This window comes from Streptomyces sp. NPDC005266 (assembly GCF_040607655.1).
Classification (GTDB): Bacteria; Actinomycetota; Actinomycetes; order Streptomycetales; family Streptomycetaceae; genus Streptomyces.
Genome location: NZ_JBEXHC010000029.1, coordinates 25678 through 43197, shown reverse-complemented (window position 1 = coordinate 43197; position 17520 = coordinate 25678). Strand labels below are relative to the sequence as shown.

The 17520-nt window shown below is 75.0% G+C and carries 2 protein-coding genes; both read left to right on the top strand.

Annotation, left to right across the window (positions count from 1 at the left end; all coding sequences use genetic code 11):
- Positions 1–30: 30 nt before the first annotated feature.
- Positions 31–6549, top strand: a complete 6519-nt coding sequence (locus ABZU99_RS32685) for an SDR family NAD(P)-dependent oxidoreductase (RefSeq protein WP_356228107.1) — start codon at positions 31–33, stop codon at positions 6547–6549.
- 67 nt (positions 6550–6616) lie between these two features.
- Positions 6617–17455, top strand: coding sequence for a type I polyketide synthase (locus ABZU99_RS32680; protein WP_356050140.1), 10839 nt, complete (start codon positions 6617–6619; stop codon positions 17453–17455).
- Positions 17456–17520 lie beyond the last annotated feature (65 nt).

Here is a 17520-nt window from a genome sequence, read left to right as displayed (position 1 = left end):
AGCGGCGAGCAGCAGAGGCGGAGTACACGAATGGGATCCACGATGGGTGACGACGACAAGACGCTGGAGTACCTCAAGCGGGTCACCGCCGACCTGCACAAGGTCCGCGGGCGGCTGCGGGAGGTCGAGGAGGCCGACCGGGAGCCGATCGCCATCGTGGGGATGAGCTGCCGGTTCCCCGGCGGCGCCGACTCCCCGGAGGCCCTGTGGCGGCTGCTGGCCGAGGGCACCGACGCCGTCTCGGCATTCCCCGGCGACCGCGGCTGGGACCTGGGCAGGCTCTTCGACGCCGACCAGGACCAGTGGGGCACCTCGGCCACCCGGGCGGGCGGATTCCTCTACGACGCCGCCGAGTTCGACGCCGAGCTCTTCGGGATCTCGCCGCGTGAGGCGCTCGCCATGGACCCCCAGCAGCGGCTGCTGCTGGAGACCTCCTGGGAGGCGATCGAGCGGGCCCGTATCAACCCGAAGTCGCTGCGCTCCAGCCGGACCGGTGTGTTCGTGGGGACCAACGGGCAGGACTACGCGACGCTGCTGTTCGGTAAGGCCCAGCAGGATGTCGCCGGCTATGTGGGCATCGGCAACGCGGCCAGCGTCGCCTCCGGCCGACTCGCCTATACCTTCGGTCTGGAGGGTCCGGCGCTCACCGTGGACACGGCGTGTTCCTCCTCGCTGGTGGCGCTGCACCTGGCCGCGCACTCGCTGCGCACCCGGGAGTGCGCGATGGCGCTGGTCGGTGGCGTGACGGTGATGTCGACCCCCAGCATGTTCACCGAGTTCAGCAAGCAGCAGGGCCTGGCCCCGGACGGCCGGTGCAAGGCGTTCGCGGCGGGGGCGGACGGTACGGCGTGGGGCGAGGGCGTCGGCGTCCTGCTGGTGGAGCGGCTGTCGGACGCGGTGCGCAACGGCCGTCAGGTGCTGGCCGTGGTGCGCGGCTCGGCGGTGAACCAGGACGGTGCGTCCAATGGCCTGACGGCGCCGAACGGCCCGTCGCAGCAGCGGGTGATCCGGCAGGCGCTGGCCAACGCCCGGCTCTCGTCGGCCGATGTGGATCTGGTGGAGGCGCACGGCACCGGTACGTCGCTGGGTGATCCGATCGAGGCGCAGGCGCTGCTGGCCACCTATGGCCAGGACCGGCCGGCCGAGCGGCCGCTGCTGCTGGGCTCGGTGAAGTCCAACATCGGCCACACCGCGGCCGCCGCGGGCGTGGTGAGCGTCATCAAGACGGTGATGGCCATGCGGCACGGCACCGTGCCGCCCACCCTGCACGTGGACGAGCCGACGCCGCACGTCGACTGGAGCGCGGGCGCGGTGAGGCTCGCCACCGGGACCACGCCCTGGCCCGAGACCGGCCGTCCCCGCCGGGCCGGGGTCTCCTCGTTCGGCGTCAGCGGTACGAACGCCCACATCATCCTCGAACAGGCCCCGGCCGCCGGGGAACCGCCCCGCGAGGACCGGCCCGTGCCATTCGCGGCGGCGGGCGGGACGCTGCCCTGGGTACTGTCCGGGCACACCCCGGGCGCGCTGCGCGGCCAGGCGGCGAGGCTGCGTGCGTTCGCCGCGGCGGGTGACCGGGACCAGGCCCCGGTCGGCCGCTCCCTGGCGCTGACCCGGGCGGGCCTGCGGCACCGGGCCGTCGTGCTGGCCGGGGACCGGGACGGCTTCCTGGGCGCCCTGGACGCCGTGGCCGCCGATGACCCCACCCCCCACGCGGTGACCGGCGCGAGCGCCGGTGAGGACCCCGGCGTGGTGTTCGTCTTCCCGGGGCAGGGCTCCCAGTGGGCCGGGATGGCCACAGAACTGCTCGACTCCTCGCCGGTGTTCGCCGAGTGGATGGACAAGTGCGCCCGGGCGCTGGCACCGCACCTGGACTGGAACCCGCTCGACGTGCTGCGCGACAACGACGCGCTGGAGCGGGACGACGTCGTACAACCCGTGCTCTGGGCGGTGATGGTCTCGCTCGCCGGGCTGTGGCGTTCCCTCGGCGTCGTACCGTCCGCGGTCGTGGGCCACTCCCAGGGCGAGATCGCCGCCGCGTGCGCGGCCGGTGCGCTCTCGCTGGAGGACGGCGCGCGGCTGGTCGCGCTGCGCAGCCGGGTGTTCGCGGAGCACCTGTCCGGCAAGGGCGGCATGGTGTCCGTCACCGCGACCGTGGACCGGGCCGGTGAACTGATCAAGGACCGGGCGGGGGTGTGGATCGCGGCCGTCAACGGTCCGGAGTCCACCGTCGTCGCGGGCGATCTCGACGCCCTCGCCGAGGTACGGGCCGAGGCCGAGGCGGCCGGGCTGCGGCCGCGGAAGGTCGGCATCGAGTACGCCTCGCACACCCCGCACGCCGACCGGGTGCGCGACGAGCTGCTGGAGCTGGCCGCGCCCGTCACCCCCCGCTCGGGTGAGGTGGCGATGTACTCGACCGTCACCGGCGCTCCGATCGACGGCCAGGCGCTCGACGCCGGCTACTGGTACCGCAACCTGCGCGAGCCGATCCGCTTCCAGGACACCGTCCGCGCCCTGCTCGACGAGGGCCACACCGTCTTCGTAGAGGTCAGCCCGCACCCGGTGCTGCTGCCCGCGGTGCAGGACACGGCGCAGGCCGCCGGGTGCGAGGCGGTGGTCACCGGGACCCTGCGCCGGGACGACGGCGGCACGCGCAGGCTGCTGACCTCCCTGGCGCGGCTGTGGGTCCACGGGGTCGAGGCCGACTGGCACGCGGTGTTCGGCGACGGCGACCTGGTGGACCTGCCGGCCTACGCCTTCCAGCGCCGCCGGTACTGGCTGGCGGGGCCCGCCGACGGCGCGGCGGACGTGTCCGGGGCCGGTCTGTCCTTGGTGGGGCACCCGCTGCTGGCCGCTGGGGTGGAGGTGGCCGAGGACGACCGCTTCGTCTTCACCGGCCGGCTGTCCCGGGACACCCACCCCTGGCTGGCCGACCACACCGTGCTGGACCGGGTGCTGGTGCCGGGCACCGCTCTGGTGGAACTCGCCCTGCGGGCAGGCCAGTACGTGGGGTGCGAGCAGGTCACCGAACTGGTGCTGCGAGCCCCCCTGGCCCTGCCCGCGGAAGGGGGCGCCGTGGACGTCCAGGTGACCGTGGGCGAGCCCGATGAGCAAGGGCGCCGCGCCGTGCGGATCTTCTCCCGCGCCGCCGGCGGGGACGACGGCGTACCGGCCGAGTGGGTCGGCCATGCCACGGGCACGCTGAGCGCGGACCCGGCGGACGCCCCCGCGCCCGATGACGCGGCGTGGCCGCCCGCCGACGCCCAGCCGGTCGCCACCGACGGGCTGTACGAGCGCCTGGCCGGCTGGGGATACAGCTACGGCCCGGTGTTCCAAGGTCTGCGCGCCCTGTGGCGGCGTGGTGAGGAGCTGTTCGCGGAGGTCGCCCTGGCCGAGCCGGGAGCGGCCGAGGCCGGCCGGTTCGCGGTGCACCCGGCGCTGGCGGACGCGGCGCTGCACTCCCAGGTCGCCTCGGCACTCGCCCATGGCACCGAGGTGGAGCCCCGGCTGCCGTTCTCCTTCGGCGGCGTCCGCCTCCACTCCACCGGCGCCACCACCGCGCGGGTCCGGCTGGCGCCCAATGGCACCGACTCGGTGTCGGTGACCATGACCGACACCGCCGGGCTGCCCATCCTGACGGTCGACAGCCTGACCTCCCGGCCGGTGACGGCCTCCGCCCTCCAGGCCAAGCCCCGCGTGGACGCGCTGTTCCATCTGGACTGGACCGCGCTGCCCCTGGACGGCGCCGGTCCGCGGAGCCTGGCGGTGCTCGGCGACGCCCAGGCGCCAGAGGGCGCGGCCGCCTTTGCCGACCTGGCCGCGCTGCGGGCCGCGGCAGGCGCCGGCCGGCCGGTCCCGGACGTGGTGATCCTGGCCGTCCCGGCCGTCGACACGGCGGCACCCGAGGCGACCCGCACCGCCGTGGGCACGGTGCTGACGGCCGTTCAGGAGTGGCTCACCGCCGAGGAGACCGCCTCGGCCTGCCTGGCGGTGGTGACCCGGGGCGCGGTGGCCGCCGCGCCGGGCGACACGGTCGACGTCGCGCAGGCCGCGGTACGGGGCCTGGTGCGTTCGGCGGCGTCCGAGCATCCGGGCCGGCTGCTGCAGGTGGACGTCGATGGTGGCGCGGAGTCGGTGGCGGCGCTGGCCGGTGTGGTGGCGGCCGCGGTGGCGGCGGGTGAGCCCGACGCCGTGGTCCGGTCGGGCGAGGCGCTGGTGCCCCGGCTCGGCCGGGTCGGGCGGGACGCGGCGCCTGCCCTGCCCGAGGTCGGCGCGTGGAGCCTGGACGTGGACGGCAGCGGCACCCTGGAGGGGCTGCGCCTGGTGCCCTGCCCACAGTCCGAGGCGCCGCTCGCCGAGGGACAGGTGCGCCTTGAGGTGCGTGCCACCGGGGTGAACTTCCGGGATGTGCTGCTCGCACTGGGCGTGGTGGCCATGGCCGACTCCTTCACGGAGGTGGCCTACGGCTGCGAAGGCGCCGGTGTGGTGGTCGAGGTCGGCCCCGGGGTCACCGGCATCGCCGTCGGCGATCGCGTCATGGGGCTGCTCTCCGGCTCGTACGGCGGGCCGCTCGCGGTGACCGACAGCCGGACCGTGGTGCCGATGCCGCGCGGGTGGTCATTCGCGCAGGCGGCGGCCGTCCCCACGGTGTTCATGACCGCCTACTACGGGCTGAAGGACCTGGCCGGGATGCGCGCGGGCGAATCGCTGCTGGTGCACGCCGCGGCGGGCGGCGTGGGCATGGCCGCGGTGCAGCTCGCCCGTCACTGGGGGATCGAGGTGTACGCGACCGCGAGCGAGCCGAAGTGGCCGGTGGTGCGGGGGACGGGCGTCCCGCCCGAGCGGGTGGCCTCCTCGCGCACGCTGGAGTTCGGCGACCGGTTCCGGGCCGCGACCCAGGGCCGCGGCGTGGATGTCGTACTGAACTGTCTGGCCCGGGAGTTCGTGGACATGTCCCTGGATCTGCTGGCGCCGGGCGGCCGTTTCATCGAATTGGGCAAGACCGACATCCGTGAGCCCGCCGCCATCACCACGGCCTGGCCCGAGGTACGGCTCTACCGCGCCTTCGACCTGAACGAGGCGGGTCCGGACCGGGTCGGTGAGATGCTGGCGGATCTGCTGGAGCTGTTCGAGCGGGGTGTGCTTGCTCCGTTGCCGGTGACGGCGTGGGACACCCGGCAGGCGTCGGAGGCGTTCCGGTATGTGAGCCAGGCCCGGCACGTGGGCAAGGTGGTCCTGACCACCCCGCCGTCCCCGCTGGACGGCACGGTGCTGATCACGGGTGGTACCGGGGTGGTGGGTTCGGCGGTGGCGCGTCATCTGGCCGCCGAGCATGGTGTCACCGATCTGGTGCTGGCCGGCCGGCGTGGCCCGGAGGCCCCCGGGGCCGCCGATCTGGTGGCGGAGCTGGCCGAACTCGGCGCCACGGCCCGGGTGATGGCGTGCGATGCCGCCGACCGCGAGGCACTGGCGGGGTTGCTGGACGGCTTGCCGGGGCTGCGGGGTGTGGTGCATGCGGCGGGTGTGATCGATGACGGTGTGGTGTCGGCGTTGACGCCGGAGCGGCTGGAGACGGTGCTGCGGCCGAAGGTGGACGCGGCGTGGAACCTGCATGAGCTGACGCTGGACCGGGATCTGTCGTTGTTCGTGTTGTTCTCGTCGGCGGCTGGTGTCTTCGGGGCGCCGGGGCAGGGCAATTACGCGGCGGCCAACGCCTTCCTGGACGCGTTGGCGCAGCACCGTCGGCGGGCCGGGTTGCCGGGGCAGTCGCTGGCCTGGGGCCTGTGGGCCGAACGCAGCGCGATCACCGGGGACCTGGACCAGGCCGACCTGGACCGGATGGGCCGTACCGGCGTACAGCCGCTCTCCACCGACCAGGGCCTCGCCCTCTTCGACACCGTCATCGCGCTCAACCAGGCGAACACCGTGCCGGTCCGCCTCGACGTCACCCGGTTCACCGGAACGGTCCCGCCCCTGCTGCAGGGGCTGGTCCGCACGGCCAAGCCCTCCGCCACCAACGCCGCGGTGGTCTCCGCGACCGCGGGTGGCGGGCTGACCGAGCGCCTGGCGGGCCTGCCGCCCCAGGAGTGCGAGCGAGTGCTGACCGAACTGGTCTGCGCCCAGGCGGCCGTGGTGCTGGGCCACGACGACCTCGCCGCCGTGGACGCCGAGCGGCCGTTCAAGACGATGGGCTTCGACTCGCTGACCACCGTCGAACTGCGCAACCGGCTCAACTCCGCGACCGGGCAGCGGCTGCCGGTCACGGTCGTCTTCGACCACGCCACGCCCGCCGCGCTCGCCGCCCACCTGCGGCACCAGCTGCTCCCCGAGATCGACGCCGTCGAACTGGCGACGACCGGGATCGATCGGCTGGAGGCCATCCTCGCCGACGTCAGCGGCGACGACCCCGGCCGCGCGGGGCTCACCGCGCGGCTGCGTGCCCTACTGACGAAGTGGACCGACGCCGAGGGGCCGGACGACGGCGCCGATCTGGACGCGGCCACGGACGCGGAGCTCTTCGACCTCATGGAGAACAAGCCGTGGTCCAGCTGAACCAGCGGGCGGAACGAACCGCCGGCGCACGCGACTTCACCCGTTGAACGTTCAAAAGAGGCCCTGGATGTCGAACGAGCACAAGCTCCGCGAATACCTCAAGCAGGCGATCGCGGACGCCCGATCCGCCCATCAGCGGCTCCGGGCGGTGGAGGACGCCGCCCGGGAGCCCATCGCCATCGTGGGGATGAGCTGCCGGTTCCCAGGAGGCGTGACCTCGCCGGAGGAGCTGTGGGAGCTGGTCGCCGCCGGGCGCGCGGGGATCGCGGACTTCCCCGCGGACCGTGGCTGGGACCTGGGCGCCCTCTATGACCCGGAGGGCCTGCGCCCGCGCAGCTCCTACCTCAGCAAGGGCGGATTCATCGACGGCGCCGCGGAGTTCGACGCCGACTTCTTCGAGATCTCACCCCGCGAGGCGCTGGCGATGGACCCGCAGCAGCGGGTGCTCCTCGAAGCCTCCTGGGAGGCGTTCGAGCGTGCCGGGATCGATCCCGGCGCGCTGCGCGGGCAGAACGCGGGCGTCTTCGTCGGGGGAGTGCTCTCCGGATACGGCGCCGGGGGCCCGGGCGGGCCCCAGGACACCGAGGGTTATTTGCTGACCGGCAGCGCCTCCAGCATCCTCTCCGGGCGGATCTCCTTCACGTACGGCTTCGAAGGGCCCGCGATCACGGTCGACACCGCCTGTTCGTCCTCGCTGTCCGCCCTCCACCTGGCGGTGCGCTCGCTGCGGGCCGGCGAGAGCTCACTGGCCCTGGTCGGCGGGGTGATGGTGATGGCCACCCCGGACGCCTTCACGGAGTTCAGCAAGCAGCGCGGGCTGGCCAAGGACGGCAACTGCAAGGCGTTCGCGGCGGCGGCGGACGGCACCGCCTGGGGCGAGGGCGTCGGGCTGCTCGTGCTCCAGCGGCTGTCCGACGCGCAGCGCGAGGGCCGCCGGATCCTGGCCGTCGTCCGGGGCTCGGCGCTCAACCAGGACGGCGCCTCGCACGGGCTCACGGTGCCCAGCGGCCCCGCCCAGCAGCGGGTGATCCGGCAGGCGCTCGCCGACGCGGGCGTCCTGGCGTCCGAGGTCGACGTCGTGGAGGCGCACGGCACCGGCACCACGCTGGGCGACCCCATCGAGGCCCACGCGCTCCTCGCGACGTACGGACAGGACCGGACCGGGCAACGGCCGCTGCTGCTCGGCTCGGTGAAGTCCAACATCGGCCACACCCAGTCCGCGGCCGGGGTCGCCGGCGTCATCAAGATGGTGATGGCCATGCGCCACGGCGTCGTGCCGCCCACCCTGCACGTGGACGAGCCCACTCCGCACGTCGACTGGACGGCCGGGGCCGTCCAACTGGCCACCGCGCGCGTCCCCTGGCCCGAGACGGGCCGGCCCCGGCGGTCGGCGGTCTCCTCCTTCGGGATCAGCGGCACCAACGCCCATGTCATCCTCGAACAGGCCCCGGCCCCCGAAGAGCCGGCGGCGGCCGAACCCGCCCCCGGGGCCCTCATCAGCGGCGGCCCGCTGCCCTGGACGCTCTCCGCGAAGAGCCCGGCCGGGCTGCGCGGCCAGGCCGCGGCACTCCACACCTTCCTGAGCGGCGGCGACTTCCTGAGCGGCGGCGACTTCCTGAGTGGCGGCGACGCCGATACGGACGCCGATGCGGACGCCGGTGCGGACGCCGATACGGCCGTGGCCGCCGCACTGGCCGGCAAGCGCGCCGCCTTCGGCCACCGCGCCGTGGTCCTCGCCGCCGACCGCGCCGGGTGCCTCCCGGAACTGGAGGCGCTCGCCCGCGGCGCGGAGGACGCGGCGGACACGGTGCGCGGCGTGGCCCGGCGCGGCGCCACGGTGGCCTTCGTCTTCCCCGGCCAGGGATCGCAGTGGACGGGGATGGCGACCGGGCTGCTGGAAGCGTCCCCGCGGTTCGCCGAGTCCTTCCGGGAGTGCGCCGCCGCACTCTCCCCCCACGTGGACTGGGATCTGCTGGAGGCGGTGCGGGACGAACAGGCGCTCCAGCGGGTCGATGTGGTGCAGCCCGCGCTGTGGGCCGTGATGGTCTCCCTGGCACGCCTGTGGCGCTCGGCGGGCATCACCCCCGCCGCCGTCATCGGCCACTCCCAGGGCGAGATCGCCGCCGCGTGCGCCGCCGGGGTGCTGTCCCTGGCCGACGGGGCGCGGCTGGTCGCCCTGCGCAGCCGGGTCATCGCCGAGGACCTGGCCGGTCAGGGCGGGATGGTCTCGGTCGCGGCGTCGGTGGAGCGCACCACCGAACTCATCGGCGGCCGCGACGGCGTCTGGGTGGCCGCGGTCAACGGCTCGGCCGCCACCGTGATCGCCGGTGCGCCGGACGCGCTCGCCGAGGTGGTCGCCGCCGCCGGACACGAGGGCGTACGGGCCCGTACCATCCCCGTCGACTACGCCTCGCACACCCCGCACGTCGAGGGGGTGCGCGAGCGGCTGCTGGAGCTTGCCGCGCCGATCACCCCACGCGCCGGGACCATCGCGATGCACTCCTCGGTGACGGCCGGGCCGGTGGACCCCACGGCCTGCGGCGCCCGGTACTGGTACCAGAACCTGCGGCAGCCCGTCCGGTTCGCCGAGACGGTGACCTCGCTGCTGGACCAGGGCGTGGACACCTTCATCGAGGTCAGCCCGCACCCGGTGCTGACCGCCGCGATCGAGGACCTGGCGGAGGCCGCGGGCGGGCGGGACACCGTGGTCACCGGCTCGCTCCGCCGGGACCAGGACGAACGCGCGGCGCTCACCCGGTCGGTGGCCCTGCTGTGGACCCGAGGTGTCGAGGTGGACTGGACGGCGTTCCTGCCGTCCGCCACGGCACCCGTCGACCTGCCGACCTATGCCTTCCAGCGGCAGCGGTTCTGGTTGTCGCCCCCCGCCTTCACCGGCGACGCCTCCGGCTTCGGGCTCGACCCGGCCGGCCACCCCCTGCTGGCCGCCGCGACCCGCCCCGCCGGGGCCGACTCGGCCGTGTTCACCGGCCGCGTCTCGACGGCCACCCAGCCGTGGCTGGCCGACCACGCGGTGATGGGTGCGGTGCTGCTGCCGGGCACCGCGTTCGTGGAGCTGGCCCTTGCCGCGGGCCGGGAGTTCGGCTGCGACCGGCTCCGCGAGCTGACCCTGGAAACCCCGCTCACCCTCGACGGCACCGGTGACGTCACGCTCCAGGTGCAGATCACCGACGCCGACGCGTCGGGGTTACGGACCCTCACCGTCCACTCCCGCCCCGAGGCCCCCGGCGCGGACGCCCAGTGGACCCGGCATGCCACGGCGACCCTCGCCCCCGACGATCCACCGGCCCCGGGCGAACAGGACCCGCTGGGCGGGGCATGGCCCCCGCCGGGCGCCTCGGCGATCGAGGTGGGCGACTTCTACGACGCGCTGTTCGAGCGCGGCTACGAGTACGGCCCGGCCTTCCAGGGGCTGCGCGCGGTGTGGCGGCGCGGCGAAGACGTCTTCGCCGAGGTGACGCTGGCGGAGGAGACGGTGACGGAGGGCTTTCACGTCCACCCGGCACTGCTGGACGCGGCCTTGCACGCCACGGGCCCCGGCGGGCTCTTCGGCGACGGGGGCGACGAGGGCGCGGTGCGGCTGCCGTTCGCCTGGTCCGGCGTCCGGGCGTGGGCGAACGAGGCCCGGTCGGCGCGCGTATGGCTGACCGCCGTGGGCGAGGACGCCGTCCGCGTACGGGTCGCCGACGCGGCGGGCACCCCCCTCGCGGCCGTGGACGAGCTGGTGCTGCGTCCCATGGCCGCCGCGACCGGACCACAGGCCCCGGCCCGCTCGCTGTATCTGCCCCGGTGGGACCGGTGGCAGCCGGACACCCCCGCGCCGGCCGCGCGCGTGGCGGCCTGGGACGACGGCGTCCCGGCCTCGGAGGTCCTCGCCGAGGGCCCGGATGTGGTGCTGCTCGACTGCGCGGCCGCGATGGCGTCCGGCGAGGACCCACCCGCCGCCGTACGGCGGCTGACCCACACGGTGCTCGCGCGGATACAGGAGTGGCTGGCGCACGACGGCGCCACGGCCGCCCGGCTGGCCGTGCTGACCCGGCATGCGGTCCCGGCCGACGCCGGGGACAGCGCCGACCCGGTGCACGCGGCGGTGCACGGGCTGGTGCGGTCCGCGCAGTCCGAGCACCCGGACCGCTTTCTGCTCCTCGACTGCGACGGCGACGGCGACGCCGCCGATGTCCCGGCCGAGGTGCTGGGCGCCATGGCGGCGGCAGGCGAACCGGAGATCGCGATCCGTGGCGAGCGGCTCTTCGTCCCGCTGCTCACCCGCCCCGGCACCACCGCCGCCCGGACCACGCCCCCCTGGTCCGGTGAGGGCTCCGTGCTGATCACCGGCGGCACCGGCGTCATCGGCTCGGCGGTGGCCCGGCACCTGGTCACCACCCATGGCGTCACCGACCTGGTTCTCACGAGCCGCCGGGGAGCCGACGCGCCCGGCGCGGCCGAACTCGCCGCCGAACTCACCGGCGCGGGAGCCCGGGTGCGGGTCGCTGCGTGCGACGTGGCGGACCGCGACGCGCTCGCCGCCCTCCTCGCCTCCGTCCCGAGGCTGCGGGGCGTGGTGCACGCGGCCGGCGCCCTGGACGACGGCGTGGTCACCGACCTGACGCCGGACCGGCTCGACGCGGTCCTGCGTCCCAAGGCCGACGCGGCCTGGCATCTGCACGAGCTCACCGGCGGTGTCGAGCTGTTCGTCCTGTTCTCCTCGGCCGCCGGAGTCTTCGGCACCCCCGGACAGGCCAACTACGCGGCTGCCAACGCCTTCCTGGACGCGCTCGTCCTCAGCCGCCGGACTGCCGGCCTGCCCGCGCACTCCCTGGCCTGGGGCCTGTGGGAGGAGACCAGCGAGCTGACGGCCGGTCTGGACGAGGTGGACCGGCGGCGGCTGGGCCGGGCCGGACTGCGCCCCCTCACCACGGAGGAGGGACTGGCCCTCCTGGACCAGGCCCTCGCCCTGGACGATGCCCATGTCCTGCCGGTCCGGCTGGACCTGCCGCGCGGCAAAGGCCAGCAGCCGCCACACCTGCTGCGCGCCCTGGTCCGTACCCCGGCCCGCCGGTCCGACGGCCCCGCCGGGGCACACAGCTGGCGGGAGCGGTACGACGCGACAGCGGTCGAGGGGCGCGAGGCGATGGTGATCGGCCTGGTCCGGGCGCAGGCCGCCACCGTGCTCGGCCACCCGGACGCCGACGCGGTCGCCGTCGACCGGGGGTTCAAGGACCTCGGCTTCGACTCGCTGACCGCCGTGGAACTGCGCAACCGGCTGGGCGAGATCACCGGAGTCCGGCTGCCCGCCACCCTGGTGTTCGACTACCCCAACCCGGGCGCGCTCGGCGCCCATCTGCACACCGTCCTGTCCGGCACGACCAGCGCGCCCGCCGAGGTGACGCGGGTGGTCGAGCCGGACGAGCCCATCGCGATCGTCGGCATGAGCTGCCGCTTCCCCGGTGGGGTGGGCTCGCCCGAGGACCTGTGGGAACTGCTCATCGGCGGCCGTGAGGGGATCGGCGGCTTCCCCGCCGACCGCGGCTGGGACCTGGACTCGCTGTACGACCCGACCGGCGAGCGCCCCGGCAGCTCCCTGGTGAACCAGGGCGGATTCCTCGACGCCATCGCCGACTTCGACGCCGCCTTCTTCGGCGTGGCGCCGCGCGAGGCGGTGGCGATGGACCCGCAGCACCGCCTGCTCCTCGAGCTGTCCTGGGAGGCCATCGAGCGGGCCGGCATCGACCCGACGCGGCTGCGCGGCAGCCGTACGGGCGTGTTCTCCGGCCTGATGTACCACGACTACGCGGCGCGGCTGCGGTCGGTACCGGACGACATCGCCGGATTCCTCACCAATGGCAACGCGGGCAGCGTGGCCACCGGCCGGGTCGCCTACACCTTCGGCTTCGAGGGCCCGGCGGTGACCGTGGACACGGCGTGCTCCTCGTCCCTGGTCGCACTGGACATGGCCGTGAGCGCGCTGCAGCGCGGTGAGTGCGACCTCGCCCTCGCGGGCGGGGTGACCGCCCTGGCCACACCGGTGGTCTTCGCCGAGTTCACCCGCCAGCGCGGGCTCGCCCGGGACGGCCGGTGCAAGGCCTTCTCCAACGCCGCGGACGGGATGGGCGTTGCCGAAGGCGCGGGCCTGGTCCTGGTGGAGCGGCTGTCCGACGCCCGCCGCAACGGCCACCGGATCCTCGCCGTCGTACGGGGCTCGGCGGTCAACCAGGACGGCGCCTCCAACGGCCTGACCGCGCCCAACGGCCCCTCCCAGCAGCGGGTCATCCGCCAGGCGCTCGCCAAGGCGGACGTGACCGCCGCCGACGTGAACGTGGTCGAGGCGCACGGCACGGGAACGTCGCTGGGCGACCCCATCGAGGCGCAGGCGCTGCTGGCCACCTACGGCCAGGACCGGGCCGCGGACCGGCCGGTGCTGCTGGGCTCGGTGAAGTCCAACATCGGGCACACCCAGGCCGCCGCCGGCATCGCCGGGGTCATGAAGATGGTGCTGGCGATGGAGCACGCCACCGTGCCCCCGACCCTGCACGTGGACGAGCCGAGCGAGCACATCGACTGGTCGGCCGGGGCCGTCGCACTGGTCACCGAGGCGGTGCCCTGGCCGCACACGGACGGTCCGCGCCGCGCGGCGGTCTCCTCGTTCGGCATCAGCGGCACCAACGCCCATGTCGTCCTCGAACAGGCCCCCGAACCCGAGCCGGTGACCGGGCGGCAGGCCGCCGCCGTGGCCTCCCCGCCCGGCGCCGTGCTGCCCTGGACGCTCTCCGCCAAGTCGGCCGCCGCGTTGCGCGGCCAGGCCGAGCGGCTGCGCGACCTTGCGGCCCGGGGCACCGACCTCGCGGCAGCCGCCACGGCGCTGAGCGGAGCCCGGGCGGCGTTCGACCACCGCGCGGTCGTCCTCGCCGCCGACGGCCCCGGATTCCTGAGCGGGCTCGACGCCCTGGCCCGGCGCGAAGCCCTCGCGCCGGAGGTGGTCAGCGGGACCGTGCGCCCCGGCGCCGGTGTCGCGTTCGTCTTCCCCGGACAGGGCGCCCAGTGGACGGGCATGGCGCTCGGGCTGCTGGATTCCTCGCCTCTCTTCGCCGAGTGGCTGCGGCGCTGCGGCGAGGCGCTCGCCGCCCACACCGGCTGGGACCTGCTCGAGGTGCTGCGCGGCGCCGACGGCGCCCCGTCCATCGACCGGGTCGACGTGGTACAGCCCGCGCTGTGGGCCGTCATGGTGTCGCTGGCCCAGCTGTGGCGCGGCATCGGCATCTCCCCGACGGTGGTCGTGGGCCACTCGCAGGGCGAGCTCGCCGCCGCCTGTGTCGCGGGGGCCCTGTCCCTGCCCGAGGCGGCCCGGATCGTGGTGACGCGCAGCGCCGTGATCGCTCATGAGCTGGCCGGCCGCGGCGGCATGGCCTCGGTGTCGGTCCCCGCCGACCAGGCGCGGGCGCTCATCGAGACGTACGCGGGCGATGCCGGCGCGATCTCGGTCGCCGCCGTCAACGGCCCCAGCGCGGTCGTCGTCGCCGGAGAGGAGGAGCCGCTGCGCCGCGTGCTCGACGGCTGTGCCGCGGACGGCATCCGGGCCCGCCGCATCCCCGTGGACTACCCCTCGCACTCACCGCGGGTCGAGCTGGCCAAGGAGCGGCTGCTCGCGGAGGTGGGCGAGGTCACCGCCGGTCCCGCCGAGATCCGCTGGCACTCCACCGTGACCGGCGAGCCGATGGACGGCCCGGCGGCCGACGCCGGCTACTGGTACCGCAACCTGCGCGAGCCGGTGCGCTTCGCCGACGTGGTGGCCACCTTGGTGGAGCAGGGCGTGGACACCTTCATCGAGGTCAGCCCGCACCCGGTGGTCACCTCGGCGATCGAGGACATCGCCCTCGCCATCGAAGGGCGTGACGTGGTCGTGGCCGGTTCGCTGCGCCGCGACGCGGACGAGCGCGCCGAACTGCTGCGCTCGGCCGCCATGCTGTGGACCCGGGGCGCTCCCGTGGACTGGGCGGCGCTGCTCCCCGCCGCGGCCACCGCCGTGAACCTGCCGACGTACGCCTTCCAGCGCGAGCGCTACTGGCTGGACGCGCCCCAGGAAGCCGGCGACGCGAGCGGCGTCGGACTCCAGCCGACCGGCCACCCCGTGCTGACGGCCGCCGTCACCCCGGCGGGCACCGACACCGTACTGTTCACCGGGCGGCTCTCGGCCGCCGGTCAGCCCTGGCTCGCCGACCACACCGTGCTGGACACGGTGGTGCTGCCCGGCGGAGCGCTGCTCGACTGGGCTCTGCACGCGGCCCAGCACCTCGGGGAGCCGGCCCTCGCGCGGCTGGACCAGGAGAAGCCGCTGGTCCTGGACGCCACGGGCGCGGTACGGGTGCAGCTGATGGCCGAGGCGCCGGACGAGTCGGGCCGCCGCGAGCTGACCGTCCACTCCCAGCCGGAAGGGTCCGCGACAGCCGCGTGGACCCGCCACGCGAGCGCCGTGCTGGAGCCGGCCGGAGCCGCCCTGGACAGCGGATTCGCCGAACTGACCGGCGTATGGCCCCCGTCGGGTGCCTCGCCGGTGGACGCGACCCTCCTCTACGACGAGCTGTTCCAGCGGGGCCAGAGCTACGGCCCGGCGTTCCAGGGGCTGCGCGCCGCCTGGCGGCGCGGCGACGAGGTCTTCGCCGAGGTGGCCCTCCCCGAGGAGGCAGCGGACGGCGCCGCGCTCCTCGACGCGGTCTGCCACGCCTGGCTGCTCAAGGACGTCGCCGGGGCCGGTGAACCACTGCTGCCCGCCACCTGGTGCGGCGTGCGGCTGTGGGCCCACGACGCCCGCTCGCTGCGGGTGGGGCTGACGCCCACCGGAGAGGGCGCCGTACGCGTCCGGGCCGTCGACGACCTCGGCGCCCCCGTGCTGGGCATGGACGAGGTGGCGCTGCGCCCGGTGACACCGGCTCAGCTGCGCTCGGCCGGCGCGGCCGCCGCGCGCTGGTTGTACGCGGTGCGCTGGGACGGATGGGAGCCCTCCACGCCCGTTGCTGAACCGGCCGAACTGGCCGAACTGGCCGAACCGGCTGAACCGGCTGAACCGGCTGAACCGGCTGAACCGGCTGAACCGGCGAGCGGCCCGCGTACGCGGCTCTGGGCGGGCGACAGTCCGGCCGAGGAGCTCGAGGCCGCGGTAGCCGAGGGCCTGGACCTGGTGATCTGGGACTGCCCCGCGGCCGGCGCGTCCGGGACCGAGGTCCCCGGTCAGGTCCGGGAGACGCTCACCACGGTGTTGGAGAGGATCCACGTGTGGCTGGCCGACGACAGGTTCGCCGGCACCCCGCTGGTCGTGGTGACCCACGGCGGGGTCCAGGTCTCCGACGCCGACACCCTGGATCTGCCCCAGGCATCCATCCATGGCCTGTTGCGCTCGGCACAGTCCGAACACCCCGGCCGATTCCTGCTCGTCGACAGCGACACCGGAGCCGCCACGCTCCCGCCGGCGGCGCTGAGCGCGGCGCTGGCCGCGGACGAGACGCAGCTCGCGATCCGGGGCGGCGGGGTGTACGCACCCCGGCTGGCCCCGGCCCGGACGGCGGCCCAGGACCCCGAGCCGCCCGCCATCACGGGAACCGTACTGGTCACCGGGGGAACCGGGCTCATCGGCGCGGCGGTGGCCCGCCACCTGGTCTCCGTCCACGGCGTCACCGGCCTGGTGCTGACCAGCCGCCGCGGCATGGACGCACCCGGCGCGGCCGAACTCGCCGACGAACTGGGGGAGCTGGGCGCGCGCGTACGGATCGCGGCATGCGATGTCGCGGACCGGGCCGCCGCCGCGGAACTCCTCGCTTCCATCCCGGACCTGCGCGGCGTGGTGCACGCGGCCGGCGTCCTGGACGACGGCGTGGTCACGGCGCTGACTCCGGAACGGCTGGAGACCGTGCTGCGCCCGAAGGTCGACGCCGCCTGGCATCTGCACCAACTCACCGGCGACGATCTGGACCTGTTCGTGGTGTTCTCGTCCGCCGCCGGGGTGCTCGGCGCGCCGGGACAGGCCAACTACGCGGCGGCCAACGTCTTCCTCGACGCCCTGGCCCTTCACCGCCGCGCCCAGGGCCTGCCCGCCGCCTCGATGTCCTGGGGCCTGTGGGGCGAGACGAGCGGGCTGACCGGAACGCTCAGCGAGACCGAACTGCGGCGCGTGAGCGGCGGCGGACTGCTGCCGATGAGCACCGAGGAAGGGCTGGCCCTCTTCGACCAGGCCCTCGGCGCCGACCACGCGCACACCGCGCCGGTGCGCTTCGATCCCGTGCTCCTGCGGGGCGCGGACGGCTCCGTACCCGCGCTGCTGCGCGGCCTGGTACGCACCCCGCCGCGCCGCGCCACGACGCTGGACGCGCAGGCGCTGCGCCACCGGCTGGCCGCGCTGGATGAGGGCGATCGACGGGAGACCCTGCTGGGTCTGGTCCGCGAGCACGTCGCCACGGTGCTGCGGTACGCCACGCCGGATGACATCGCCCCCGGCCAGTCCTTCACCTCCCTCGGGTTCGACTCGCTCACCGCGGTCGAACTGCGCAACCGGCTGGCCCGGGTCGCCGACACCCGGCTGCCGACCACGCTCGTCTTCGACTACCCCACCCCCGAACTGCTCAGCGGCTATCTGCTGGGGCTCCTGGCGCCGGAGGGGGACGGCGGCGAGTGGGGCACGGAGCCCTTCGGCCGGCTCGAGGCGATGCTCGCCGAGGAGCGGGACGACGCCGAGATCAGGAAGGTGACGGCCCGGCTGGAGACGCTGCTGGTCCGGTGGCGGGAGCGGTCGGCCGGGCAGCACCACGGATCCGGGGCGGAGGACACCGGGGACGACGGGCTCGGCTCGGCGTCCGAGGAGGACCTGCTGCGGTACATCGACGACGAGTTGGGGCTGAGCTGATGCGCGCGACGCCCACGCGGGAGCGGTCGGCCGGACAGCACCACGGATCCGGGGCGCAGGACACC

Bases quoted from the DNA above. Each gene is read 5' to 3' on its own strand.
- ABZU99_RS32680 (WP_356050140.1), top strand. From the start codon at position 6,617: ATGTCGAACGAGCACAAGCTCCGCGAATACCTCAAGCAGGCGATCGCG.
- ABZU99_RS32685 (WP_356228107.1), top strand. From the start codon at position 31: ATGGGATCCACGATGGGTGACGACGACAAGACGCTGGAGTACCTCAAG.